Annotated in this window: 24 protein-coding genes; 12 read left to right on the top strand and 12 right to left on the bottom strand. The window is 45.3% G+C overall.

The window, feature by feature from the left end; all coding sequences use genetic code 11:
• Positions 1-89: 89 nt before the first annotated feature.
• On the top strand, positions 90-401 hold the full coding sequence (locus ACTIE0_RS01275) for a hypothetical protein (protein WP_006624944.1): 312 nt from the start codon (positions 90-92) through the stop codon (positions 399-401).
• On the opposite strand, the gene ACTIE0_RS01270 is transcribed toward ACTIE0_RS01275, so the two are convergent.
• From ACTIE0_RS01270 to ACTIE0_RS01250, 5 genes are all read right to left on the bottom strand, one after another.
• Positions 381-1784: an IctB family putative bicarbonate transporter gene (locus ACTIE0_RS01270; protein ID WP_035759431.1), complete on the bottom strand. Its 1404-nt coding sequence runs from the start codon at positions 1782-1784 to the stop codon at positions 381-383. The two genes, ACTIE0_RS01275 and ACTIE0_RS01270, sit on opposite strands and share 21 nt — an antisense overlap.
• A 95-nt stretch (positions 1785-1879) precedes the next feature.
• Positions 1880-2725, bottom strand: coding sequence for a dihydropteroate synthase (folP, locus tag ACTIE0_RS01265; RefSeq protein ID WP_006668262.1), 846 nt, complete (start codon positions 2723-2725; stop codon positions 1880-1882).
• A gap of 10 nt (positions 2726-2735) precedes the next feature.
• Positions 2736-3461, bottom strand: a complete 726-nt coding sequence (tpiA, locus tag ACTIE0_RS01260) for a triose-phosphate isomerase (protein WP_008048775.1) — start codon at positions 3459-3461, stop codon at positions 2736-2738.
• 94 nt (positions 3462-3555) lie between these two features.
• Positions 3556-3741: a PCP reductase family protein gene (locus ACTIE0_RS01255; protein ID WP_006668263.1), complete on the bottom strand. Its 186-nt coding sequence runs from the start codon at positions 3739-3741 to the stop codon at positions 3556-3558.
• 35 nt (positions 3742-3776) lie between these two features.
• A complete protein-coding gene (locus tag ACTIE0_RS01250) occupies positions 3777-4682 on the bottom strand; it encodes an alpha/beta fold hydrolase (protein ID WP_006668264.1) in 906 nt (301 codons plus the stop codon).
• A 423-nt stretch (positions 4683-5105) separates the two neighbouring features.
• Here ACTIE0_RS01250 and ACTIE0_RS01245 point away from each other — a divergent pair, with 423 nt between their 5' ends.
• Positions 5106-5750 (top strand): hypothetical protein, encoded by a 645-nt coding sequence (locus ACTIE0_RS01245; protein WP_006668265.1) that lies wholly within the window; start codon positions 5106-5108, stop codon positions 5748-5750.
• Between the two features lie 229 nt (positions 5751-5979).
• Positions 5980-6864 (top strand): MBL fold metallo-hydrolase, encoded by an 885-nt coding sequence (locus ACTIE0_RS01240; protein ID WP_006624953.1) that lies wholly within the window; start codon positions 5980-5982, stop codon positions 6862-6864.
• A gap of 152 nt (positions 6865-7016) precedes the next feature.
• Here the strand turns inward: ACTIE0_RS01240 and ACTIE0_RS01235 are convergent, their stop codons facing one another.
• Positions 7017-9035, bottom strand: a complete 2019-nt coding sequence (locus tag ACTIE0_RS01235) for a DUF1565 domain-containing protein (RefSeq protein WP_006668267.1) — start codon at positions 9033-9035, stop codon at positions 7017-7019.
• Positions 9036-9251: 216 nt separating this feature from the next.
• Between ACTIE0_RS01235 and ACTIE0_RS01230 the strand changes: the two genes are divergently transcribed.
• The gene (locus ACTIE0_RS01230) at positions 9252-10349 is read left to right on the top strand and encodes a thiamine phosphate synthase (protein ID WP_006624957.1); all 1098 of its coding nucleotides are present in this window, start codon (positions 9252-9254) and stop codon (positions 10347-10349) included.
• Between the two features lie 118 nt (positions 10350-10467).
• Here the strand turns inward: ACTIE0_RS01230 and ACTIE0_RS01225 are convergent, their stop codons facing one another.
• The gene (locus ACTIE0_RS01225) at positions 10468-11469 is read right to left on the bottom strand and encodes an NAD-dependent epimerase (protein WP_006668268.1); all 1002 of its coding nucleotides are present in this window, start codon (positions 11467-11469) and stop codon (positions 10468-10470) included.
• A gap of 244 nt (positions 11470-11713) precedes the next feature.
• Positions 11714-12115 (bottom strand): hypothetical protein, encoded by a 402-nt coding sequence (locus ACTIE0_RS01220; RefSeq protein WP_231296360.1) that lies wholly within the window; start codon positions 12113-12115, stop codon positions 11714-11716.
• Positions 12116-12649: 534 nt separating this feature from the next.
• Here ACTIE0_RS01220 and ACTIE0_RS01215 point away from each other — a divergent pair.
• A complete protein-coding gene (locus tag ACTIE0_RS01215; RefSeq protein ID WP_006624962.1) occupies positions 12650-12955 on the top strand; it encodes a YkvA family protein in 306 nt (101 codons plus the stop codon).
• On the opposite strand, the gene hrcA is transcribed toward ACTIE0_RS01215, so the two are convergent.
• The 4 genes from hrcA to ACTIE0_RS01195 form a co-directional block, all read right to left on the bottom strand.
• A complete protein-coding gene (gene hrcA / locus ACTIE0_RS01210; RefSeq protein ID WP_006624963.1) occupies positions 12952-14022 on the bottom strand; it encodes a heat-inducible transcriptional repressor HrcA in 1071 nt (356 codons plus the stop codon). The genes ACTIE0_RS01215 and hrcA overlap by 4 nt on opposite strands.
• A 210-nt stretch (positions 14023-14232) precedes the next feature.
• Positions 14233-14577: a cytochrome c6 PetJ gene (gene petJ / locus ACTIE0_RS01205; protein WP_006624964.1), complete on the bottom strand. Its 345-nt coding sequence runs from the start codon at positions 14575-14577 to the stop codon at positions 14233-14235.
• Between the two features lie 133 nt (positions 14578-14710).
• Complete coding sequence (rfbB, locus tag ACTIE0_RS01200) at positions 14711-15814, bottom strand: dTDP-glucose 4,6-dehydratase (protein ID WP_006624965.1); 1104 nt, start codon at positions 15812-15814, stop codon at positions 14711-14713.
• A 128-nt stretch (positions 15815-15942) separates the two neighbouring features.
• On the bottom strand, positions 15943-16911 hold the full coding sequence (locus ACTIE0_RS01195) for a tetratricopeptide repeat protein (protein WP_006668269.1): 969 nt from the start codon (positions 16909-16911) through the stop codon (positions 15943-15945).
• A gap of 383 nt (positions 16912-17294) precedes the next feature.
• Here ACTIE0_RS01195 and ACTIE0_RS01190 point away from each other — a divergent pair, with 383 nt between their 5' ends.
• The 7 genes from ACTIE0_RS01190 to ACTIE0_RS01160 all read left to right on the top strand — a co-directional run bounded on the left by ACTIE0_RS01190 (position 17295) and on the right by ACTIE0_RS01160 (position 23803).
• Positions 17295-19142, top strand: coding sequence for a CapA family protein (locus ACTIE0_RS01190; RefSeq protein WP_006668270.1), 1848 nt, complete (start codon positions 17295-17297; stop codon positions 19140-19142).
• A 74-nt stretch (positions 19143-19216) separates the two neighbouring features.
• Positions 19217-19639, top strand: coding sequence for a hypothetical protein (locus ACTIE0_RS01185; RefSeq protein WP_006668271.1), 423 nt, complete (start codon positions 19217-19219; stop codon positions 19637-19639).
• A gap of 22 nt (positions 19640-19661) precedes the next feature.
• Entirely contained in the window at positions 19662-19856 is a 195-nt protein-coding gene (locus ACTIE0_RS01180; RefSeq protein WP_006668272.1) for a hypothetical protein, read from the top strand.
• A gap of 5 nt (positions 19857-19861) precedes the next feature.
• Complete coding sequence (locus tag ACTIE0_RS01175) at positions 19862-20629, top strand: HAD family hydrolase (RefSeq protein ID WP_006624971.1); 768 nt, start codon at positions 19862-19864, stop codon at positions 20627-20629.
• Positions 20630-20682: 53 nt separating this feature from the next.
• On the top strand, positions 20683-20871 hold the full coding sequence (locus ACTIE0_RS01170) for a hypothetical protein (RefSeq protein ID WP_006619610.1): 189 nt from the start codon (positions 20683-20685) through the stop codon (positions 20869-20871).
• Positions 20872-20955: 84 nt separating this feature from the next.
• A complete protein-coding gene (locus ACTIE0_RS01165) occupies positions 20956-22416 on the top strand; it encodes a methyl-accepting chemotaxis protein (protein ID WP_006624972.1) in 1461 nt (486 codons plus the stop codon).
• Between the two features lie 19 nt (positions 22417-22435).
• Positions 22436-23803, top strand: coding sequence for an ABC transporter substrate-binding protein (locus ACTIE0_RS01160; RefSeq protein ID WP_006624973.1), 1368 nt, complete (start codon positions 22436-22438; stop codon positions 23801-23803).
• Positions 23804-23884: the final 81 nt, after the last annotated feature.

The following is a 23884-nucleotide window of genomic DNA, read 5'->3' as shown; positions in this document are numbered from 1 at the left end:
CTGTTACCTTAACGGGTAATAGTGCTATCGTCGCATTGTCCGGCAATAGCCGGATAAATGTCGCGTAAATGTATCAGGATCACTAACCGATGTTAGAACTGATGGAAACATTCCATTTGTGGGAATACCAACTGAGAATTTATCGAGTTTTTCAGGAATATCGGATTGAACTTTGCCGTCAGGGTAGATATTACCTGCATCAAAAATCGTTTTCTGATTTAGATAACTGTGTACTCTGGGCTTGGTTGGAATTGACCGATCGCCTTGAAACATCACTGACAGAAGATGAATGGGTAGCCCTGTCTCAGGGTATTACCCATTCACAAAACTATATACAATGGCTGAATATAAGTCAACCCCCACAAGCGCAGGCTAAATCATCAGTTGCTGCTGCTATCTGAATTAACACCCTGGCTATTAGGTAGATAGTAACTAGCAATCAGTGCCACCATTAACCACCAAAGAGTATTAACTTGGGGACGATACAACACTGTATCAAACAGACCATGGGCTAACATTCCGGCTAAAGTGGCGATCGCAGCTATTAACCAGAAACCATTAGGATCTTCCCACTCTCGTAGCCTTTTAAGTTGTAGCCATCCTTGGTTAAAAGTCACCGTCAGCAACCACAAGAAGGCGGTTAACCCTACAAACCCAGTTTCTACGATAACCTCTAAGATGACAGAATAGGCACTCAAAGCAGAGTATCGGGGGCGCATATATAACGGATAAACCTGATTAAAAGCATTATTACCAGGTCCAATTCCCAATATAGGGCGATCGCGGATCATCTCTATGACCGCCGCCCAAACATTAATGCGGAAATTATTACTACTATCACCACGTCCCGCAAAGATAGTGGCGACGCGATCGCGCACTGGTGGCACAATGACTATGGCTAACACCAGCAACGCCGCCAAGCCACCGACACCAATAGGAACAGCCCATTTTTGCCAAAAAGGTGGGAAATATTGGCTAATCCAGTACAGCAGCAAAACGGCAAAAGTAAACAATAACGCCACAAACCCCAGCCATCCCCCACGGCTAAAGGTTAGGACCAAACACACAGAATTGACGACAGCCATAGTAATTGCCAACAATTTCGGCATCACGCCGCGCCAAACCAAAATCGCCCCGAGACTCAATCCGACGGCTGGGATGAGATAGCCAGCGAGTAAATTAGGATTACCCAAGTAACTGTAAATTCTGGTGATATTAGCTTGGGCTGATGTAGGGTCCACCCAAGTAGCTAAAGCCTTAGTACCAAAAAACCATTGCCGCATCCCATAAACCCCGACAATCAGGGTAATATGCAGATAGAAGCCGATAAAAAGCGATCGCAAACGAGGCGATCGGAAAACCCGCGCCATCAGGAAAAATAGGACTAAGTAAAGAGTCAAGCGCACCCAACCATTAAAGGCGGCCTGTTTGACGGGAGATAGGGATGTAGCGATCGTGGCAATTCCCCAATACAACAATACCAACAGGTGAATAGGGGTAAATGCCACTTGTGAGGGTTCATCACTAAGGGTCAGCAGAACCCAAAAGCCACCACAGGCGATCAGCAAAACTCCAATCAAAGCGGTATTGACAAAAGGCGCTAACCCAAACACCGCAGCCACCAACAGGGCTCCAATTAATTCTCCCCATTCCATGAACCAGCTTCCCTGTCGCCACGATCGCAAACTCCCACTAATGCGATAGAGTAGACTTCCTCCCCGCCACTGGTAGAGCCTCAGATTCCGCAAAGTAATAGACTGCCAAATTGATGCCACACTGGTCATGATCGTAAAATTCGATAAGTTTGCCTCGGTCATCGAGTACGGGGCGCGCCCAGGAAACCCGAAACCATCAAATGGCGCGATCGCGCCTTCCCATTTTAGGCTGGACGATAAATCGCATCTGCCACCCGCGCCACATCTACCAGTTGTGGCACATCATGTATTCTGAGAATATCAGCAGAATTAGCGATCGCAGCCACACAAGCCGCCGCCGTCCCCCAGACACGCCCTTGAGGATGAGGCTTGTCAAGAATCTTACCAATAAAACTCTTACGGGAGGGTCCCACCAATAGCGGACAATCGAGATCCTTCAATAGGGGCAATTCTCGCAGAATCTGCAAATTTTGCTCTAATGTTTTGGCAAAACCAATCCCAGGGTCAACAATCATGTACTCTGCTGGAATTCCCGCCGCCATTCCCGCGGCCAGACGTTCCGCCAAAAACCCTTTAATTTCCCCCATCAAATCCCCATAATCCGTCAAAGTTTGCATAGTTTGGGGAGTACCCCGTAGGTGCATTAACACCACTGGAACCCCCAAATCAGCCACCACTGATAGCATATCCGGGTCATATATCCCCCCAGAGATATCATTAATAATATCTGCCCCACAGCCCACTGCTGCCTCAGCAACCGCCGCCCGGGTCGTATCCACAGATATCACCATATCCCCCAGTTGTCGCAAACCCGCCACCACTGGAAGCACCCGTTCAAGTTCCGTTTCCAGAGACACCACCTCAGCCCCAGGACGGGTAGACACCCCTCCCACATCAATAATATCCGCCCCCGCCCGAACCATATCACCCGCCCGGACCAGGGCAGCATCTAGGGAATCGAACGCCCCGCCATCACTAAAGCTATCCGGCGTTACATTCAAAATCCCCATCAAATAAGTACGGCTTCCCCAATCAAAGGAATGACCCCGAATCGTGATTGGTTTAATCATCGCCAACCTATCAACGATAATTGACAATGCGGCTAAAACTATCCGGCTGCAAACTAGCCCCCCCGACCAAAGCACCGTCAATTTCCGACTGTGCCATAATTTCATCAATATTATCCGGCTTCACAGAACCGCCATATTGAATCGTCACGTTAGGATTACTCAATTTGCTACGGATGAGACCAATTACCCGATTAGCCTCCTCAGATTCGCAGGTGTCCCCGGTTCCAATCGCCCAAATCGGTTCGTATGCGATTACCAGGTTATTCTGATCTACATCTACCAGACCCTGTTCTAATTGGGAAAAAATATGAGATTCCGTCTCTCCCGCATCCCGCTGTTCCTTAGTTTCTCCCACGCACAAAATCGGAGTTAGACCGTGGTTTTGAGCCGCTTTCAGGCGCAGGTTAACTGTTTCGTTGGTTTCGCCAAAATATTGGCGACGTTCACTGTGACCTATGACCACAAACCGCACACCAATTTCCACTAGCATCGGGGGTGAGATTTCTCCAGTATAAGCCCCGGAATCTTCCCAGTGAACATTTTGCGCCCCTAGGCGTACCCGTGAACCATGCAAACTTTTGGACATCACACCCAAATCAGTGAAGGGGACACACAAAACCACTTCCCGATCTTCTGGGGTGTCCTCCAATTCCATCACAAACCCTTTCAGAAACTCCTGGGCTTCTGCTTGGGTTTTATACATTTTCCAGTTTCCGGCAATAATGATTTTTCTCACTTTTGGACCAATAAACCTCAAAAAACAATCAAAAGCCAACCCCTAGTTTAAAGGCTAGTGGGGTCATTTTGAGCAAATACTACCAGCGGTTTTACTACTGACCAAACTCAAGGCGTGCTTGTTCTACCAATTCCACTGTCACCTCTTCCTGGTCGGCTTCCCTGGCTAGTTGCTCAATCCTCTGTCTGGCTTGACCTCGGACGAAGTAGGGAATATTCTTGAGTTTGGCTGTGGCTTCTGGCTGCCACTTTAAATTGTTGATGTAGTCGGAATTGGACATAGCAAGTTCTGGCAACTGTTACCTAATTTTTTAGCTTATGCGACTTCTAGGGCTTTGAGCAAACTCCTAATTACGCCAATGGTTACGCCGGGTAATTCTAACTGCGGCGTTAGTCCTACGTCCTCGAGTTTTTGGAAAATTCGCACGGCCACGGGATTCAGATTGGCTAATCTTTCTCCCATCTCTGGACTGGTAAATTGGCTTTTTTCACCCCAAATCATGGCGGTGGGAGTGGTTAATTGGGGTATATATAACGATAAATCAAAGCATAAATCCCCTCGCACAAATGATAAAGCTGCATATTCGGCGTTAGGCTCTAGGGCGGATTCGAGATAGGCTTCGACGATTTCGTTATAAATTCGAGAGGGACGCGCAAATTGACGCTGCTCTAAAAAACTGCGAATTCCGATGGGGTTGGCTACGGCGGTGGCGTACAGAATTTGGTCTAAAATTGGGGTTTTGACAATTTGAGCAAATAAACTGTTAATATAATTTTGCCCAAAGTCCGATAAGCCGGAGGGGGTTGTGAGAATTAGCCCTTTGAATAATTCCGGTTTTTCGATCGCTACTCGCACGGTTAGGGCGGCGGTTACTGAGGAGGCGATCGCCATAATCGGTTCCTCGCAGGTGGCTTCTATGAATTCGGCGATCGTAGTTATATAATCCTCTGGGGTATAATCACGCGCCGGGTGTTCCGAACGTCCCCAACCTATCAGATCTGGCGCCAGAATTTTATAATCGGCTGCAAAGGCTGGATAGACTTTAGACCATTCATAAGCAGAAGAACCGCCCCCAAAACCATGCAAAAACAATAAAGACGGCTTTTTTTCGGCTTCCTTGTCTTCCGAGCTTATCCAGGGGCTTGTGGTAGCCGTATAATACACCATTCTACCTAGAGACGTAACTATCGAATCTGGCGTAAATCCAAGGGAATAAAACATTTTTAAAACTCCTTTAATTTTGGTTTTTTGCGAATATATCATGCCCATTAAATTGCCTTAATTGGACTATTCCGGTTGCTGAAAATTCCGGTTATATAACAGTGGATAAAATCGCGATAATGGGTAAATTGGCACTTTACCTCATCCCAGAGTGACTTTTGACTGTTATAATTCAGTGATGGGTAACACCCCTCACGGCTCTTAGCCCTCAGTGTACTGTCTTTAACTGTCCAGTGACCGGGTAATCAATGGGCCTAATTCCATGATGTTTTTTCCAAAATCTCCTGATTGGGGCTTGTCGTTCCTGAAAGCATGGCTAAGGGTATTTATTTAGCATCTAACCAACACAGATAGAACAGTCCCCGGTTGTCGGCTATAGCAGTAACAAAACCCTCAATTTCAATGCTGTCGAGGAATTTAGTTATGAGCATTTCTATGGTAGAGGATTTTAGCCCAATGGTGGCTCAGGAAGTGACTCGAATGCAGAATCACATCGGAAAATTAGACTCTAGCAAGCGAAAAGAAAAAACATCGGAACTGGTAGTTCATCCCGTGGGTACAGACTCACCGGGTTCTAGGGACAGGGCTAAATCTTCCGGGTCTGCTGACTATGAAAAATTGCCACAGTTGTCGCCCTCGACTCGCATTCGGTTAGCATTGGAAAAATTACAGGGATTTGAGAAAGTAGAGGAGCAATTCCAGCATTGGGGTATTAAATTTCATAATGCGATCGCCCTTCAACCCTCTAATCCGCGATTTGGCATTGAACCTGGGGTAACAGTTCTCATGGGCGCACCCAAGGGCGGCGCACTAGAAGTGACATTTTCCCACGCGGTGCGCCAAGTTTGGGCTAGGGTGACAAGTTCTCGACATACGGTGATGTCAGCCTTTGATGAAAATGGCCGATTACTGGCCACAGATGAGATCAAGGTTAATAAACCTAGTGATTCGATTGGGTCTGTATTACCGAACGCCGAATTAACCGTAACGGCGAAGAATATATCTAAAATTACCTTCTACACTTTTGATGCACAGTTAATTGTGGATCACCTCAAGGTTGAATTTTAACTGGTTTTGGGTATATGGGGCGATCGCACTATGGGGAATCTGAGCAACTATCGCAAAAGGTGCTACAAATTTTGCTAAGATGATGGCAGTTGGGTGGGAAACCATTAGCAATTCCTGACCTGGCGTACTTGGCTTGGTTTGATAACTTAGCCACAAAAATCGGATTACACAACCAAGGCTGAGTCAAAAGAAGCCATAAACCGCCTAGCTGAATCTTCCAAAAAAACCCATGTCCAGCACAAAACACCAATTTACGGTTCACTTTTGGGGCGTTCGAGGAAGTATTTCCTGTCCGGGAACGACAACAGTTCGATATGGTGGGAACACCCCCTGTGTTGAGATGCGGGTGGGGTCGCAACGATTGATTTTTGACGGTGGGACAGGCTTACGGGTCCTGGGACAAGCATTATTAGCAGAAATGCCAGTAACCGCTCATATGTTCTTTACCCATTCTCACTGGGACCATATCCAAGGCTTCCCCTTTTTTGCTCCAGCCTTTGTTCCCATCAATACGTTTAACATTTATGGAGCGATCGCACCTAATGGTTCCACAATTGAGCAGCGCCTCAACGACCAGATGCTTCACCCTAACTTCCCAGTTCCTTTACAGGTAATGGGAGCTAAACTTAACTTTATTGATCTCACTATAGGCGAGTCAATTTACCTCGAAGATGATCTAGTCATTGAAACGGCTTTACTCAATCATCCGGGGGAAGCCGTGGGATATCGCGTCAGTTGGAAAGGCTACACCACCGCCTATGTCACCGATACCGAGCATTTTCCAGATCGTCTTGATGAAAATGTACTCAAGTTAGCCCGCAATGCTAATGTACTGATTTATGATGCCACCTATACCGATGAGGAGTATTACTCGCCTAAGTCTAGTAAGGTAGGTTGGGGACATTCTACCTGGCAGGAAGCGGTGAAGGTCGCTCAGGCTGCGGGAGTTCAAAAATTGGTGATTTTTCACCATGACCCACTACACAACGATGATTTCATGGATAAAATAGGTGAAAACGTGGCTGATGCCTTTCCTAATAGTTTAATCGCCCGCGAGGGTTTATCCCTACAGTTGATTCCGCCGTTAAAGAATATTGCCACCAGTGAAAAGTGAAATTTTCAATAGCCCCCGCCTACTTCTTGAGGTGGGAACCATTGAATTAGTTGGGCGCACCTCCACCCTAAAGAGACAGAGCCACCAAACTCCCGTGTGATCACCGATCCATCCCCACAGTAAAAGACGGTGGGGAATTCCGGCGATCCGTGTTAATTAAACGGTTCGATAGTCGCAGTAACACCCCGTTGGCGCAATTGTTGTAATAACCTATTCGCCTCGTGTTGGCTGCGGAAGGCTCCAGCTTGGATAAGCGATCGCCCATTAATCACCGTCGTAAAGGCTTGGGGAACCAGCGATCGCACTCTTTGCAGAATTTGACTGCTAGTATCATTCACCACCACTCTATATCGCAACCCCAATATACCCGCCGTAGTTGCAGGCGCAAGACCTGCCGTTACTTGGCTTGGTAGTTGTCCTCCCCCAGTACCAATAGGAATATTACCACCAGGAACCCGGAGAATATCAGACGAAGCTGGTGGCGGTGGGGATGTAATCGTAGATTGTCTTTGGGGTGGTGGTACCGGGATATAAACTGTTTGGGAGTTTTCTTCAGGATTAGAGGCACTGGTCACAGCCCGTCTCACCAGAGACAGCAACAGCGAGCCGGTAGACGGGTTTTCCGCCGCCGTCTGGAGCCTCACTGGTGGAGGTGGGGAACCCGCTGCTACAGGGGCAGATATCACCTGCTGAGGACGTTCTGGCGGCGGTACCGGAATTACAATCGCCTCCGAGTCATCCACAGGAATGGGAGGCGGTGCGGTGTTTGAAAGTGGAGTCACATTAGACTCAGGTAGATAAATAGGTAACGAAGCCGCTTGATTAATGGGGGAAATTGACGAAGAATGATTTTGACCACCCTCCTCAGTAGAACTTCCCATAATGCGATTAGCGATCGCAGAAGGCCCAGCCCCACTCTGGTAACTACCCGCCAACTCTACAGAGCCAGCATTTTTAGTCATAGCCAACTCATTACCGTAGGCAAGAATCGTTAAACCCTTAGTACCATTGTTCACATCATAGCGGCCATTATTGCGGATCACATTCTCTCCCGGTTCCGTTGGCGTTCCCAAATCCGGCAAAGATTGAGCAATAACCACAATACCATCACGCTCATTTTGTTCGATATAGTTATTGCGTAGTACCGGACGAGCGCTCGATTGAATCACTATGCCATCACGATTATAGGCAATTCGATTACCCACGACAAACGGCTCTGACTGTTGGGCGATATTAATACCAAAACCAGTGTTTTCAAAATCATTATCGCGGATTTCCGGCTTAGATGAACCATAGACAGTAATGCCATTCGCTCCATTATTAGCAAAACTGTTTTGTTGAACTAAAGGCGCACTGGTTCCCACCACAGAAATACCATCATGAATATTGCCCGTAAAGGTATTATTAGATACAACCATCGAGCTAGATTCAATCCATAAACCATAACCGCGCGGGTGAGGATTAGTCACAGTTACCCCACTTAACCGGGCTGCATTCGCTCCCACAATAGCTACATTCTGGTTAGCAAAAACCCGACTGCTAAACACTCCCCCGCCATAAATAACCACATCCTGACCCTTATTCTCGGTATTACCCTGAATTGTAATATTAGGTTTAAGTATTAAGGGGAACGCCTCTCCCGTCTCGACGCTATAGGTTCCTGGTGCTAATAAAATAGCCGTATTCGGGGGGGCGACTCTCAAGGCTTGGGTTATGCTTCTCAGCGGTGAAGCCTGTGTACCTTCCCCAGAGTCGTTTCCCGTAGATGAACTCACATAAATTACATTGACTGAATTGGGAGCGGCGGAAGGTGTTTGAGCCAGTAGTAGGGGCGGGTGTATATAGTTGGCTGGTGTCTCCGATAGTTGCTCTCTGCACCCGTCTCTACAGGGGGTAGCGAATGCGGCTGATGCGATTCCCACTAATCCCACACTGGAGACTATAATCATTAAAATCAGCTTTAGAGATAACCAAGCTGTTTTAGGCCTAGGTGAACCTAGGGGAAAGAGAGGGCGGGATAGCAGCTTCAGATCGCTGCTAGTTAAGTTCCCATCATAGGCTGACGAGGGTGAGTTCAGGGAACTGTTGGGCTGGGTGTCTGTCAATGAAAAAGCCTCGGGTGAGGTTTGCTTTTTAGGATATTGACAGTTGCGGGGGGATTTAGAACTCACGGCAAAACTCCGACAAACTGTAATATTAATTGGGAAAATTAATCTATTTTGGTCCAGTATCCCCTATTATGGCAACACCTGGTTTTTTTATATGATTAATTTTCGTAATGGTGGTTCCGCCCACGGCTAAAGAAAATCTGATATATTAACCTGCGCCGTGGTTGATCATGATTGGGCTTGATTATTTGGCTTGATGGAGTTGGTGAGGAGATTTCGATGGGCGATTTGAATCATAAGACTAAACTGGGACAACCAGCACTTTATCGGATTTTAGATGCCAACTTAGACCGGGCGCGGGAGGGTATCCGAACTATTGAGGAATGGTTTAGGTTTGGCTTGGATAATTCGGAAATGGCTGCGGAGTGCAAGAATTTGCGACAGCAACTGGCACAGTGGCACAGTAATGAGTTGCGGATGTCCCGGGATACTACCACGGATGTGGGTACTCAGTTGAGTCATCCCTCGGAGGAAAACCGAGAAAGTCTCGAACAGGTGATACAGGTCAATTTTTGCCGGGTAGAGGAGGCTTTGCGAGTCCTGGAGGAATATGGTAAGGTTTACCATCCCAATATGGGGGCGGCGGTTAAGCAGATGCGCTACCGGGTCTATACCCTGGAAAGTAATTTACTCGCCTACGGACGACATCAGAAGCTACAAAGGGCGAATTTGTATTTGGTGACTTCTCCCTCGGAAAGGTTGATGTCAGTGGTAGAGGCGGCTTTACAAGGGGGATTAAAGGTGGTTCAGTATCGCGATAAGGATACTGATGATCATCAGCGTTGGAAAAATGCCCGCCAGCTTTGTCAGCTTTGCCACCGTTATAATGCCCTGTTTTTGGTTAATGACCGGGTGGATATTGCGATCGCTGTTAATGCTGATGGGGTACATTTGGGACAGCAGGATTTACCTATTGCTGTGGCTAAACAGCTTTTGGGTCCTCAAAAAATTGTCGGTAAATCAACTACTAATCCCGAAGAGATGAAATTGGCGATCGCTGAGGGGGCCGATTATATTGGGGTCGGTCCGGTTTATGCTACTCCCACTAAGCCTGATAAGCAGGCGGCGGGTTTGGAATATGTACGCCATGCGACTCGTCATGCTTCGGTTCCCTGGTTTGCGATCGGCGGCATTAATATGAACAATTTTGATGATGTTTTGATGGCTGGGGCGACTAGGGTGGCTGTGGTTCGATCTTTGATGCAGGCGGAACAACCTACTCTGGTAACTCAATATTTCCTCTCCCAGTTTACCCGTGTTCAAACTTTACGCGATCGCCAGATTGTACCCGAAAATACTCCGGCAGATTTTTCCTGACCTGCTAGGGCGCTTGCCTTAATCATCGATAATTGAGCCTTGGGGGGCGAGGTGGTTGGTAGATGCGATCATAATATCGTCCCCATATCTGTGACGGCGAGTCCTGTCTCCCATCCGGTTAAACACCATAATAGGATTTATACCAAGCCACAAATTTTTCTACTCCCACCTCTATGGGTGTACTTGGTTTAAATCCTACATCTGCTATCAATGAATCTACATTAGCATAGGTAATCGGCACATCTCCCGGCTGCATGGGAAGCAGATTTTTCTGGGCTTTTTTGCCTAAGACATTTTCCAGGACTTCAATCAAATACAGTAAATTCACCGGCTTATTATTACCGATATTATAAATTTGATAGGGTGCCGTAGTTTTAACTCCCTGAATTTCCGCTTGATTGCTTCCCGGTTGTGGAATCTTATCAATTACCCTAATTACCCCTTCCACCACATCATCAACATAGGTAAAATCTCGCTGCATATTACCATAGTTAAATACCGGAATCGCTTGGTCGGCTAAGATGGCTTTCGTAAAAATAAACATCGCCATATCAGGACGATACCAAGGACCATAAACCGTAAAAAATCGTAATCCCGTCGTGGGAATATTATACAGGTGACTGTAGCTATGAGCCATCAATTCATTAGCTTTCTTAGTCGCAGCATACAGACTAACTGGATAATCTACATAATCACCTACCGAAAAAGGTACAGTTTTATTGGAACCATAAACCGAACTAGAAGACGCAAAAACCAAGTGTGGGATTTGATGATGACGACAGCCTTCTAAAACATTGATAAACCCCACTAAATTACTATCAATATAAGCGTAGGGATTTTGCAGAGAGTAACGGACTCCGGCTTGGGCGGCGAGGTGGGCTACTGCCTCAAATTGGTGTTCGGAAAACAGTTTTTTGATGCCGACTTTATCGTATAAATCTAGTTTATAAAACGTAAATTTTTCTAAGGGGGTAAGTTGAGCGATGCGGTCTTCTTTTAAAGATACTGCATAATAATCATTGAGATTATCAATACCAATGACTGTATCCCCCCTTTTCAATAGATGTTGACACAGATGAAATCCAATAAATCCCGCCGCACCAGTTACTAATATTTTCACGGTTTGCTCTCCTCATTTATATGGGGGTATTTAGATTATTACAGATAGTCTGTGCTACTATTCGTGGGGGTTAGACAACGGATTTAACAATCAATTTATGGGGGGATTTTAGGCGATCGCATATCGTAGCCTCGATTATTTGAGGGCTAGTCAATAATTACCACAAGATACCCACCCGACTACTGTTAGGTGGGTTCGGAGTCATCAATCAGTTGAGAGTTGAAACTTGCAACCAACAATTGATTTAGTCTAAATATCCCATCAATAGATCAGGATCATCAATGTCATTAGAAGCAATGGGACGGTTCATCACCATCGAAGAAATTTGTAGTTCAGTGGCTGAAACCGGACGGTTAGCCATAGAACCAGTAGGATTTTCCGATTGAATAAAAGTTACTGAAGCTGCATGAACAGCCTTCCCAATAGGGCGTTTGGCGGTTAACATTCCCGCTATTTCAAATTGGTTGTGTCCCACCGGACGATGATTAACGATCGCCGACGGTTCTGGCGATACTTGAATTTGAGTGGGTGCTGAATTACCTTCTGTCGAACTTGATTTACTAGCCACGTCTAATTTCTCCTTGAGAGTATCTGATTCAGGTACATTATCAGCCGCTTCTGTTTCAGCTTCATCGGCTGGAGTCACTTGATTTTGAGGCTGATTATCTGTATCCTTTCTTGTATTGCTACGGGTTCGTCTACTTGTGTTCCTCCTATTTGAACTAGAAGAGTTAACCACCATAGTTAAATACCTTGTTTATCAAATGGAACTAACCCGCTGCCTCATGCTAAAATTGCCCGGGCAACTTAGTCCCTAATCTTAATTCTAGCGTTTGATGTTCCCTAATTACAGCCCCATTTGGGGGGATGCCGGGACTTAAAAATCTCACCACAGGTGTTATTATTGTAAAATCTATCCGTGCCTTTAGTAAAGAAGATTTAACAAAAAATAACTTTTTGCCATCATAAGTAATAAAAATAAACAATCCACACCTATAGCCTGTGGCCAGAGTCCCCGGCTCATCCCCCAAATCTAACGGCTCACCGGAATTCACCAAAATTCCCGAAATTCAATGGTGGTAACTCCCCTACATTAGGGGTGGCAAATCTACACTTTCATGGGGCGGGATAATTTGTCAAGCTAGAATCATCAACAGATTCGATATGGTGTGGCCCAGACATGAAAAATATTGTGCAGTCCTTTTATCTCTGGTATCGGCAAACCTTGCGCCATGCGAAATATCGCTGGCTGCTAATTGGTGGGACTCTGATTTATCTGATATCGCCGATTGATATTGCGCCTGATTTTATTCCGGTGATTGGATGGATAGATGATGGTATTATTGCCACGATGCTGGTAACAGAAGTTTCTGCCTTGGTTCTGGAAAAAATAAAGAAACGCAAGGCTGATGAAAGTACCTCAGAAGTTGGGGAAGCAACTGATGTTCAAGCATCAGTGGTGGATGTAGCGGCACAGGAGTTTTAACTAAGGGCTTCGGACAGGTAATTAGCGGTCGCTTCCACAAGAGCGATCGCATTTTCGTAGACCATGCGAGTAGGTCCCAATATACCCACACTACCAATAGGCTGGGAATTTTGGCGATATTGAGCCGAGATGAGGGTGCAACTGCGGATGGGTTCGAGGGGATTTTCCGAACCAATGCGGATGTTTACCTGTTGGGAAGATTCTGGGGTAGCAAAAATGAGGGGCCAGAGTTGTTCCTGTTCATCTTCGAGCAGATGTAGAATAGTTTGGACTTGCTGAAGTTGTGAAAATTCGGGCAGTCGTAGGACTTCGGAAACACCGCTAACCTGAATCCTAGTATATTCTGGAGTTTGGTGGCGATCGCCTAAGCTCTTGAGCAACTGTTCGATAAAATTACTATATTGCTGAAAGTCTTGATCTATCTCAGTCCAGTCTAAAGTTGACAATTCAGCCAAAGCTAGTCCCCTAAGTTGGTGATTGAGAAAATTAGAGAGAATCTGTAATTCCTGTTCTAATATTTCGGTATCGTCGCCGATATCCTCAACTCCCGGGGCAATTTCCATCAAAATGGACTGGGTTTGATAGGTATGAGTCACCACAACTACCATAATTTTTCCTGAGCCCATAGGAACCAGTTGCAAATGTTGGAGCCTTTCGGTCTTGGTTTGTGGCATAGTAATCAGGGAAATATAGCCACTGAGGGTAGAAAGAATTTGGGCTGCACCTCGTAGCACAGCCTCCAAACTACAACTATCAAAATTTAGCTGTTCCCGTAGGAGTCTAGCGACTTCCTTAGCCAGAGTATCAGAGGGAGTCATCAGGCGATCGACATAAATCCTATAGCCAGAATCAGAAGGTACTCGTCCGGCGGAAGTATAAGGTTGATAGAGTAGTCCGGCTTTTTCCAAGGCTCCCATACCATTGCGGATAGTAGCGGGACTGACATTAAGATTATACTCTTGGGCTAAGGATTTTGAGCCAACAGGTTCTGCTGTCGCGATATAGTGGCGAACAGTTGCCCAGAGAATTTGTTGTTGTCGTGCGGTTAACTTGGATTGAACAAACATTGCACTAAAATTCAGTTACCGAACAATTGTTAAGATTCAAGCTCTGCACATACCTTGACACACTTTATGATAAATCGCTAGGGAATAGAAAACAGAGGGGCGAAACTTTCCGGCTACAAGTCAAGAGTTGAACACCTGACCCTTTGCCCGAAAGCCTCACCCCTAGGGGAAAGGTAGTCTAAACTGTTGGTTTCTGATTAACCTAGGGACTTACCAGCCTTTTTCAGCTTGGTCTACAACATAAGCAGCAACGTCTTCGATCTGCTTGGGAGAGAGTCGGCCATTAAATGCAGGCATGGCGTTTTTACCATTAGTGACTTGGTAAGCCACGGAGGCCACTGCATCCTCATCAAATCCTTTCAGATATTTAGCCAAATCAGACTTGCTGAGGGTTTTGTTGGCAACAATCACATTGCGTCCGCCCATGTGGCAGGCTGCACAGTTAGCAGAAAAAACAGAAGCGCCAGCGGCAGCATCTGCAGCCAAAGCGGGACGTGGCAGTGCAAAGGTCAACAGAGCCACACAGAGTAAAATAACTGACAGCAGCTTTTTCAAAATCGTTCTCCTCTTCTTTAGGTTAAACAGACAGTTAAATGTCAACGGGTTTTATTTTACCGGAGTCTGCCCACTCCAGAAAACTGATCAACTGTTTTTTGTTTAAGATAGATGGGGGTTAACAATGGTGGGACTAGGCGTAAACCTGTCGATAGTAGGCTTGGTACTCTTCGGATAGTAATGGTTCCCACCAATGGCGATGGGTAAGATACCAGCCAACGGTCTGCCGTAACCCTTCTTCTACGGTGACTAGGGGAGCCCATCCTAACTGGGTTTTTAGCTTGCTGGAATTGATCGCATAACGGCGATCGTGGCCGGGTCTATCTTTAACAAAGGTGATCAGATCCATGGAGGGTTTGACGGGTAGGTGGTGGGAGGCTAGTTCGTCCATGAACCGACACAGCATCTTCACCAGGTCTAAATTGGTTACCTCGTTATTCCCTCCAATATTATAGGTTTCTCCGGGTTTACCTCGGTGAATGACTACATCGAGGGCGCGACAGTGGTCTAGTACATATAGCCAGTCTCGCACATTTTGCCCATCTCCATATATGGGGAGGGGTTTACCCAACAGGATATTAATACACATCAGGGGGATGAGTTTTTCTGGATAGTGATAGGGGCCGTAATTATTGGAACAATTGGTGATGATGGTGGGTAGGTTGTAGGTGTGATAGTAGGCGCGCACTAGATGATCGCTACCAGCTTTTGAGGCAGAATAGGGACTGTTGGGGGTGTAGGGGGTGGTTTCGGTAAAGGGAGGATCTTCGGGGCCGAGACTGCCATATACTTCGTCTGTGGAGACGTGCAGAAAACGGTAATGATCAGGCTGTTGGTGCTGGTTCCAATAGTGTCTAAAGGCTTCTAATAGGGTTAGGGTTCCGACAACGTTGGTTTGAATGAAGGCATCGGGACCGAGAATTGAGCGATCGACATGGGACTCGGCGGCAAAGTGGGCAATGGTGTCGATCGCCTCTTCTTCTAGTAATTTGTCAATTAAAGTGCGATCGCAGATATTACCTTCGACAAACTTAAACTGTTCCCGGTCTTCTAAGGTGGCTAGGTTCTGGCGGTTTCCGGCGTAGGTGAGGGCATCTAAAACGACGATACGATCTTCTGGGTAAGCATTGCACCAGTGGTGGACAAAATTTGAACCAATGAACCCCGCCCCCCCAGTGACTAGAACCCGACGAGGATACAAATTTTCACTACTATCGTAGCTATATTGAACTGCCAAAGTGTTTTCCTCCAAACAGTCTTCTGGACTGGCGCTAACTGATCACTAAGTATATTTTGATTGATGGCAACTATTGTATCTTGAACCTAGTGGTTAACCAAAGCTGGCCAATATATCTTATTACTCGGTTATTCAATGCCTGTTGATTTATCGATGTTTTCCTGGGTCTCGGCTTCTCTTTGGCGATCGCCCATAGACTGCCACAGGGAAAAGGCCTGATTTAAATAATCTAGGGCCTGTTGTCTGTCCCCTAAAGCTAAGTGGGCTAGACCAATATTATTGAGGGTTTGCGCTTCCCCTGATAGATATCCCACGGATTGAGAAATCGATAAAGCCCGCTGGTAATACTCCAAACCACCAGAGATTTCCCCTAGGTTTACATAAACCTCACCGATCTCATTAAGTATATTAACTTTCCGATAAGGTTCCCCTATTTCGTCAAAGATAGATAGGGCTTGCTGGTAATAATCTAAGGCTGTGGTAGTTTCCTCCATGCTTAGGTGAACCTGACCAATACTTTGCAAAGTGTTAGCTTTACCAAACCCAGGGGGTAGCCTTTGTTCCTCTGGCGAATCGATTATATCCCACATTGACAGGGCTTGATTTAAATAATCCAGGGCGGGTTGATTTTCTCCTAATTCCGAGTAAGCGGAACCTATAGCGGTCATAGTGGCAGCGATCGCAAAAGAATCCCCGATTTGGTCTAATAAGGGCATCACCTCTTTAAATTTAGCGATCGCCTCCCGCAATGCGGATGGTGTTCCCTGTTTGGTCAGGAAAATAGCTTCTTGAAATAATTGGTTGGCCTGGTCCTGTGGGTTCTCCTGAGCCACCAACCTTGGTAACCGAATAGATAGGATTTCCGATGCGGAGGCGGTTAGTCCCGGTAAAACTAACCCTGCTATCAGCCCCATTGCCAAAACCCGAGTCAAATTAATCATAATTTCGTCCCCCTCCCCTATCAATTTGTTGCCATCATATCTTGACATACTCCCCTGTTTAGAAAAGGGGGGATTCTCCGGTAAAACAGCAACCGCAGGCTTAACCCGTCTCACGTCGCCTTCCCGGTGCGCCGTTGATATCCCAACCGCTTTCATGTTTTTACTGCCATTGTGATCACGGTCGATCAGGTTTGCTCAGGACGGAAAAGGCCAAAGCGCGAGTCATAAGACAGTGAAATACTCAAACCAGATTAGATGGTTGAAAGCTAGGGTGACGATCGCCACAATTATATAAACTTCAACCCTACCCCATGTCTCCAGCATAGATGGTCCGTGATTCAAAATGCTTGTGGAGACGATCTGGCGGGGGTTCAACAATTAACTTTGTTGGCTCTAGTTAAAAGTCGGTGAATTAAGAATCCCCGGTTATAATCTTTGATTTAACGAGGGAGTGTCAATTAAGATATAAGATATCCTAAAAGTTCCCATTCAGCCTGGGAGTTTGACAAGTAAGTGGTGTCAGGAGAGGAGATCTGTCAGTGAGTCAGCAAGAAATTCTTAGGTCTGCCTATCAGGGAGATCCAAAAGCGATCGCTATTTTACTCAACCAAGCCTTGAAACCTAAACAGGTGCAAGCACATCTCACTCTGGAATATAATCATCTCTATATTAGCCTAGAGTCCCCCACAATTCCCGACCAAGCTGCATCTGTCCGTGTCATTCACAAGGGATTAATGCGTCTTGAGCCTCCATCTATCTGGTGTGTTACGATCGCGGCACAATTAGGCGATGATCAGCACCCAGCTTGGATTGAGACTCTGGTACTAAAGTCGCCGCCTGTGGTGGTTAACCAGGTTAGCCCTAAAAATGCTCCGGTTTCTGACCCTAAACCTCCTCAAAAAACTAAGCGATCGCCTTCACCTAAGAATCAGAAAAAAACTCAGACTTCTGCGCCACCTAAAACCAAGAAGAAAACCAAAAAAGTGGCGACGGCTTCCCCAGTAGTATCTCAGATGGCTACTTCGGAAATTGCGCCTAATTCGGCAAGTTCGGCAACTACTAAAACCCAGAGAGTTAAAGTTGGACGGCTCAAATCTTTGTCTTTAGTGGGTTATATGACTCTGGCGATTTTGCCTTTGTCTGGGTTAATTGTCGGTGCTAAATGGGATAGAGTTTCGGCATCTTTGGCGACTATCCCACCGACTTTGGCGACAGCTTCTCAAGCGGTGCTGGAACAACTCCCCCAATTACCTAATTTCTCATTTGGATCTAATTCTGAAAATCCCCCGATGGAAGTTGATCCATTGCTAACTCAGGCAACTATTGAACAGATCCGAAATATATCTGAGTTGACTATTTCATCACTACGGAATCCCATTGACCCTGATATGCGGATTACGATTAAATCGGTGGGTGATATTATTCCGGGAAGCAATTATCCTTACAATAAATTACATCCCAACAAGCAGGTATTATTTGCAGGAGTGAAACCAGCTTTACAAGATGCTGATATAGTCTTTGGTAATTTTGAAAGTACCCTAACTAACTATCCTAATAGCGCTAAAAATGTGGGTCGTGGTATGGTGTTTGCGTTTCGGACACCGCCGGAATATGCGGCACTTTTAAGGGAGGCAGGATTTGATATTTTGAGTGTGGCGAATAATCACTCGTTTGATTTTTTTGAAACTGGCTTTAAAGATACGATCGCTAATATTGAAAAAGCGGGAATGAAGGCGGTCGGCAAAAAAGGTCAGATTGTCTATCATGAGGTGAGGGGTGTAAATGTGGCATTTATCGGCTTTAGTTATTTTAATTATCATAATAATATGAATGATTTGGAAGCGTCGCAAGCCTTGATTAAGGAAGCGGCGGAAAATGCTGATATTGTGGTGGTTTCTGTACACGCGGGGGCGGAAGGTACTAGGGCTTTACGCATTCAGAATAGAACCGAATATTTTTATGGGGAAAATCGCGGTAATAAGGTATTATTTGCACGCACAATGATTGATGCTGGGGCGGATTTGGTGTTAGGACATGGCCCCCATGTGCCGAGGGCTTTGGAATTATATAATGGTAAGTTAATTGCTTATTCTTTGGGTAATTTTTTGGGATATCGCACTTTATCAACTCGCGCGGAATTGGGATATTCTCTAGTTTTGGAAACTCAACTTGATGTCATGGGTAATTTTGTCGAGGGTAGAATTATTCCGGTTCATCTTGATGGCCAAGGGATTCCGTCTCTGGATAATTCTTTGCGGACTGTGGGGTTAATGCGACGTTTAACTAAAAGTGATTTTCCTGATACTCCTTTGGAAATTGATGCTCAGGGTAATATTTTCGTGTCTCAACCACAACCGGAAACCTCAACGGCGATCGCTCCTGAATAAAAGCTAAATTGCTAAAAGTTGGGTTTTATATTATACTACAGTCTGGCTGTTGTTTGGGAAATTGGCATAAGACTATGAACTCGGAAAATTTGGTGGTTGAACCTATTTATATTGTGGTGATTGCGTCTACGATATTCTCGATTATCTTGGGTCTGATTTTTAAGGATATGCTAGAATATCAGGTGGCAGTTTGGCGACAGGATGACCGGAAAAATAGGATTAACTATAAAACTCCTAACGCTAAGGTGGCTTATGTAGCTATGTCGGTTTGTGTGTTTGTGGCTGTGTCTTCCAGTTTGCTGGTGTTTATTCCGATTTACTGGTTGGCTACTTTGGGGGGGGCTATTGTGGTTTTTCCTACGGCTTTATTGATTTGGCTACAGTTGGGATCAATGCTGAATCTTTGGGAAGATAAAGGGGATGAGGCGATTGATTTGGATAGGTTTTTTGAAGGCGATCGCGAAAAAATTACCGGATCGAAAAGTGACCAATCATAGTTAACATAGATACTCAGTAAAAATGGGCAGAAAAGCTAAACTTAAACATCTGCGAAAGCAACAACAGGCTAATCCGACTGCGGACACCCAAAACAGTCGAGAAGTGGAGGCTGATCCGACTCATTTTGTGGATGAACTTAAACACCAGGGCTATGATCTGAAAGTGAGCGATCGCTGTCCAGAAATTCCTGAAAAAATTGTCAACCCGCAAATTTAGCACTGATGAGTCATCTAAAAGCAATCATTTTTGATGTGGATGGGACCCTCGCTGAAACGGAAAGGGATGGTCACAGATTAGCCTTTAATCAAACATTTGCTGAAGCGGGTTTAGATTGGGATTGGTCTATTGAATTATATGGGGAATTGTTGAGGGTTTCGGGGGGTAAGGAGCGTATAGATTATTATATCAAACGCTACCATCCTAATGGTCAACCCCCCAATAATTTGGATGAGTGGATCGCGAAACTTCACCAAGCTAAAACTCGCCACTATCGGGAGTTATTAGCCAAGGGAGATATTCCCCTGCGTCCTGGGGTGAAGCGATTAATCACGGAGGCTCTGGGGGAGGGGGTCAGATTGGCGATCGCTACTACCAGCGCCTTTCCTAATGCGATCGCACTTTTGGAAGAAACCTTAAACCCCCATTGGTTTGAAGTAATTGCGGCTGGAGATATTGTCCCCCACAAAAAACCCGCCCCAGATATCTATAATTATGCATTAGAAAAATTGGGTTTGACTGCATCGGATTGTCTGGCGATCGAAGACTCCCGACAGGGGTTACTGGCGGCGCGAGGAGTGGGGTTAACCACGATTATTACTGTAAATAATTATACAAAAAACGAAGATTTTGAGGGTGCTGCCTTGGTGATCAATCATTTGGGGGAACCGGATCTTTCCTGTGAAGCGATCGCCTCTACAGCCTTGAATAGCGGTTATATCACCCTAGATTTATTAAGACATATCCACCAAATATCAACAGGTGTTATATAATAGCGACCAGTTTAATCGAAATATCCCTGGTGGCTTTGTAATTGGCAAGTTCTATGTCAGATTTTCCCATTGACCCCAATCTTTATTTGTTGCTGAGTGGCCACTGTTTGATTGGAGGGGTAGCGGCGGCGATCGCCTTCCAAAAAGGTCGTCGCCTCGGTGTTTGGTTAATTTTAGGACTAATAGGAGGGACGGCGGCTTTAGTCGCATCACTACTACTGAAACCAACTAAACCTAGTTAATAGCTATAACTAATCAACTTAACAGTAAGGCATCTGAAGCCCTCCCCAAGCATTTCATCTATTTATTAATGGGGTAATTAAGTCATGCTGAAAAGCCTTTGGAGTCTATTTTCTTTCCAACAAGGTAGCCTGCGCCAAAGAATTTTTAGGGGTTATCTGATTCCCTTAGTCCTATTTTTAATAGTTGCTGGCTTGGTCTATTTTATCGGTGTTCAGCCTGTCCAACAACAAATCAAAAATGTGGACAAAATTTATGGGGAAATTGAAGAGGTTAATAATCTAGCATTTAGCATTGTAGCAATGCAGCGGGCGGCTAGGGGCTATATTTTAGGTAGAGACTTGAGAGAGTTGGAGGAGTACGAAGAATGGGATACCCTCTTTTATGAACAATCGGAAAATTTGCGTAGTAGAATTCAAGAAACGGAACAGCGCCAAACATTAAATCGGATAATTAATATTGGTGATCAGGTTAATGAGTTCGATCGCCGTTTGATTTCCTACGTCCAATTAGGAAGACCAGAAAAAGTGACTGAGGTCTTACAACAAGCCGAAAATCAAGCCATTACAGAACAGTTAGAACAATTGGTGAGAGGTTTTGAGGCGACCAAGCGACAGCAACTTAATGACCAACAAAATCGGCAAATTAACCTATTAAGATGGCTGACAATTTTAATATTTGGCAGTACAGCCATTGGTGCGGTAGTTATCCTAACTATTGGCTTGGGAATTTCGGCTACTATTGACCGCGAAACGGCGCAAATTTCTAACTCTTCTAAGGAAATTACTAGCGCATTGGAGGAACAGGAACGCAGCTTAGGAGTTCAGGCGAGTTCAGTTAATGAAACTACGACGACTATTGATGAGTTAAATGCGGCAGTCCAGAACTCTACAGAACAGGCGAAAATTGCTACTGATGAAGCTCATCGCGCTTTGCTTTTGTCGGAAAAAGGTAGTGCGGCGGTTCAACAAACTTTGGATAGAATGGAAACACTGCGACAAACAGTAGAAGCGATCGCTAATCGTAGCCTAGAATTAAGTGAGAAATCCCTACAGATTAATAATATTGCTCAGTCAGTGAGTAACCTAGCTTATCAAACCAATTTACTAGCCTTAAATGCTTCTGTGGAAGCGGTGCGCGCGGGACAACAGGGGTTGGGTTTTGGGGTGGTGGCGGTGGAAATCCGTAAATTAGCCGATCGCAGTAAACAGTCAGCCGCAGAAATTAATACCCTGGTTTTGGATATTCAAAATGCTATTAACACCACGGTAAAAGTCACCGAATCAGGCAAATTAAGCGTTAGTGAAAGTGTGAAATCTGCTCACAATATGTCTAGTTCTTTTGCGGGTGTATCCCAAGCATTTCATCAGGTGTATCTCAATAATCAAACTATTGCGAGAACCGCAGAACAGCAATTACTGGCTCTACAGCAGGTCAGCGAAGCCATGAATAGTCTTAATCAGGTTGCTCGTGAAAATGCGGAGAGTATTGCCTTGTTAAGAACCAATACTCAACGACTCAATGAATCTCTGATTAATTTACGGTAAAATTTAGAGTAAATCTATCATGAAAACTCCTAATAAATTCAGCAAATACCTTGACAGAATCCCGCAAATGTGCTATAAATGTGGTCGATTTCATGATGTAAATTCGGACAGTCAGGATTTATCGGTCAATCTCAGCGACGCGGTAACTAAGGGATTAAATCATCCCCGAATGTTGTCTAAAAACTCCATCAGACGGCGACAGTTTTTGTTAGGACTAGCAGGGACATCAGCTTTGGGAGTTCTCAGCAATTGTGCGGCATCTCCAGACGCCAACTCTCAAGGTAATTCGTCGGGTGTTATGCTGGAAAAAACTCAGCTAAGAATTGGTTTTTTGCCGATCGCCTGTGCTACGCCTATTCTGATTTGTGAATCTTTAAACCTCTATGAAAAATATGGTTTAGATGTAGAACTGGTGAAAATGAATAGCTGGGAGCAAATCCGAGAGAGTGCGATCGCCGGAGAACTTGACGCTTATCATATGCTCTCCCCCATGCCGATCGCCATTAGTTTAGGGTTAGAATCTCGTCGATTTCCCATCAGACTTGCTAGTATTGAAAACATCAATGGTAGTGCGATTACGGTAGCCATCAAACATCGAGAAAAAGTCAAAACCGCCGAAGATTTTAAAGGATTTAGGATTGCTATTCCTTTCAATCACTCAATGCACAATCTCCTACTCAGGTATTATCTGGCTAATAGCAAAGTTCACCCAGATCGGGATGTAGAATTAGTGGTTACACCGCCGCCCAATATGCTGAACAGGTTAAGAAGTGGCGAAATTGATGCTATAGTGGCTCCTGAACCTTTTAACCAAATAGCAATTAATCAAGGTCTGGGTTTTATTCATCTTTTAACTAGAGACCTGTGGCCGGGTCATCCCTGCTGTTCTTTCACTACTTCTCAGGAATGGATCGACCGTTATCCTAACACCTTCCGTGCTATAAATAAAGCAATCATTGAGGGTTCCTATTATGCCAGCCAAAGTCAGAACCGCACAGACGTAGCGCGGCGACTAGCACAGTTACAATATCTGGATGCGTCGGAAGATGTGCTGCGACAGGTAATGACCGGACAGTTTGTTAACCGCTTAGGTGAATCTCTGAATATTCCCGATCGCATTGATTTTGACCCTTACCCGTGGAAAAGTTTTTCCTACTGGATTACTTCACAATTTGAACGCTGGGGATATGCTCCCATGGGAAGCCTTAATCATGAAGCGATCGCCGCCAATATTTTTCTAACTGGACTCGCACGCCAAATGGCTAAACAGTTAGGTCAGCAACCCCCTACCATCACCCTCCGCTATGAATCCTTAAAATTTGATACTTTCGACCCCAGTGAACCGGAAAACTATGCCATACAACAGATTGAAAAGTTTGGTTTTTAATGGCAATTGACCCACCAGAAAAGGGTAGCGTCAGAAATCCTGAATCATCATGAATATATGAGGGGGGAAGACTGACGCACC

The sequence above is a fragment of the Limnospira sp. genome (assembly GCF_051859755.1).
Classification (GTDB): domain Bacteria; phylum Cyanobacteriota; class Cyanobacteriia; order Cyanobacteriales; family Microcoleaceae; genus Limnospira; species Limnospira fusiformis.
This window is presented reverse-complemented; position numbering and strand designations above follow the sequence as displayed.

Bases quoted from the DNA above. Each gene is read 5' to 3' on its own strand.
- ACTIE0_RS01160 (WP_006624973.1), top strand. From the start codon at position 22,436: ATGAAAACTCCTAATAAATTCAGCAAATACCTTGACAGAATCCCGCAA.
- ACTIE0_RS01255 (WP_006668263.1), bottom strand. From the start codon at position 3,741: ATGTCCAATTCCGACTACATCAACAATTTAAAGTGGCAGCCAGAAGCC.
- ACTIE0_RS01185 (WP_006668271.1), top strand. From the start codon at position 19,217: ATGAACTCGGAAAATTTGGTGGTTGAACCTATTTATATTGTGGTGATT.
- hrcA (WP_006624963.1), bottom strand. From the start codon at position 14,022: ATGTTTGTTCAATCCAAGTTAACCGCACGACAACAACAAATTCTCTGG.
- ACTIE0_RS01240 (WP_006624953.1), top strand. From the start codon at position 5,980: ATGTCCAGCACAAAACACCAATTTACGGTTCACTTTTGGGGCGTTCGA.
- ACTIE0_RS01165 (WP_006624972.1), top strand. From the start codon at position 20,956: ATGCTGAAAAGCCTTTGGAGTCTATTTTCTTTCCAACAAGGTAGCCTG.
- ACTIE0_RS01245 (WP_006668265.1), top strand. From the start codon at position 5,106: ATGAGCATTTCTATGGTAGAGGATTTTAGCCCAATGGTGGCTCAGGAA.
- ACTIE0_RS01270 (WP_035759431.1), bottom strand. From the start codon at position 1,784: ATGACCAGTGTGGCATCAATTTGGCAGTCTATTACTTTGCGGAATCTG.
- ACTIE0_RS01275 (WP_006624944.1), top strand. From the start codon at position 90: ATGTTAGAACTGATGGAAACATTCCATTTGTGGGAATACCAACTGAGA.
- ACTIE0_RS01230 (WP_006624957.1), top strand. From the start codon at position 9,252: ATGGGCGATTTGAATCATAAGACTAAACTGGGACAACCAGCACTTTAT.
- ACTIE0_RS01195 (WP_006668269.1), bottom strand. From the start codon at position 16,911: ATGAAAGCGGTTGGGATATCAACGGCGCACCGGGAAGGCGACGTGAGA.
- ACTIE0_RS01175 (WP_006624971.1), top strand. From the start codon at position 19,862: ATGAGTCATCTAAAAGCAATCATTTTTGATGTGGATGGGACCCTCGCT.
- ACTIE0_RS01215 (WP_006624962.1), top strand. From the start codon at position 12,650: ATGAAAAATATTGTGCAGTCCTTTTATCTCTGGTATCGGCAAACCTTG.
- ACTIE0_RS01180 (WP_006668272.1), top strand. From the start codon at position 19,662: ATGGGCAGAAAAGCTAAACTTAAACATCTGCGAAAGCAACAACAGGCT.
- ACTIE0_RS01170 (WP_006619610.1), top strand. From the start codon at position 20,683: ATGTCAGATTTTCCCATTGACCCCAATCTTTATTTGTTGCTGAGTGGC.
- ACTIE0_RS01250 (WP_006668264.1), bottom strand. From the start codon at position 4,682: ATGTTTTATTCCCTTGGATTTACGCCAGATTCGATAGTTACGTCTCTA.
- folP (WP_006668262.1), bottom strand. From the start codon at position 2,725: ATGATTAAACCAATCACGATTCGGGGTCATTCCTTTGATTGGGGAAGC.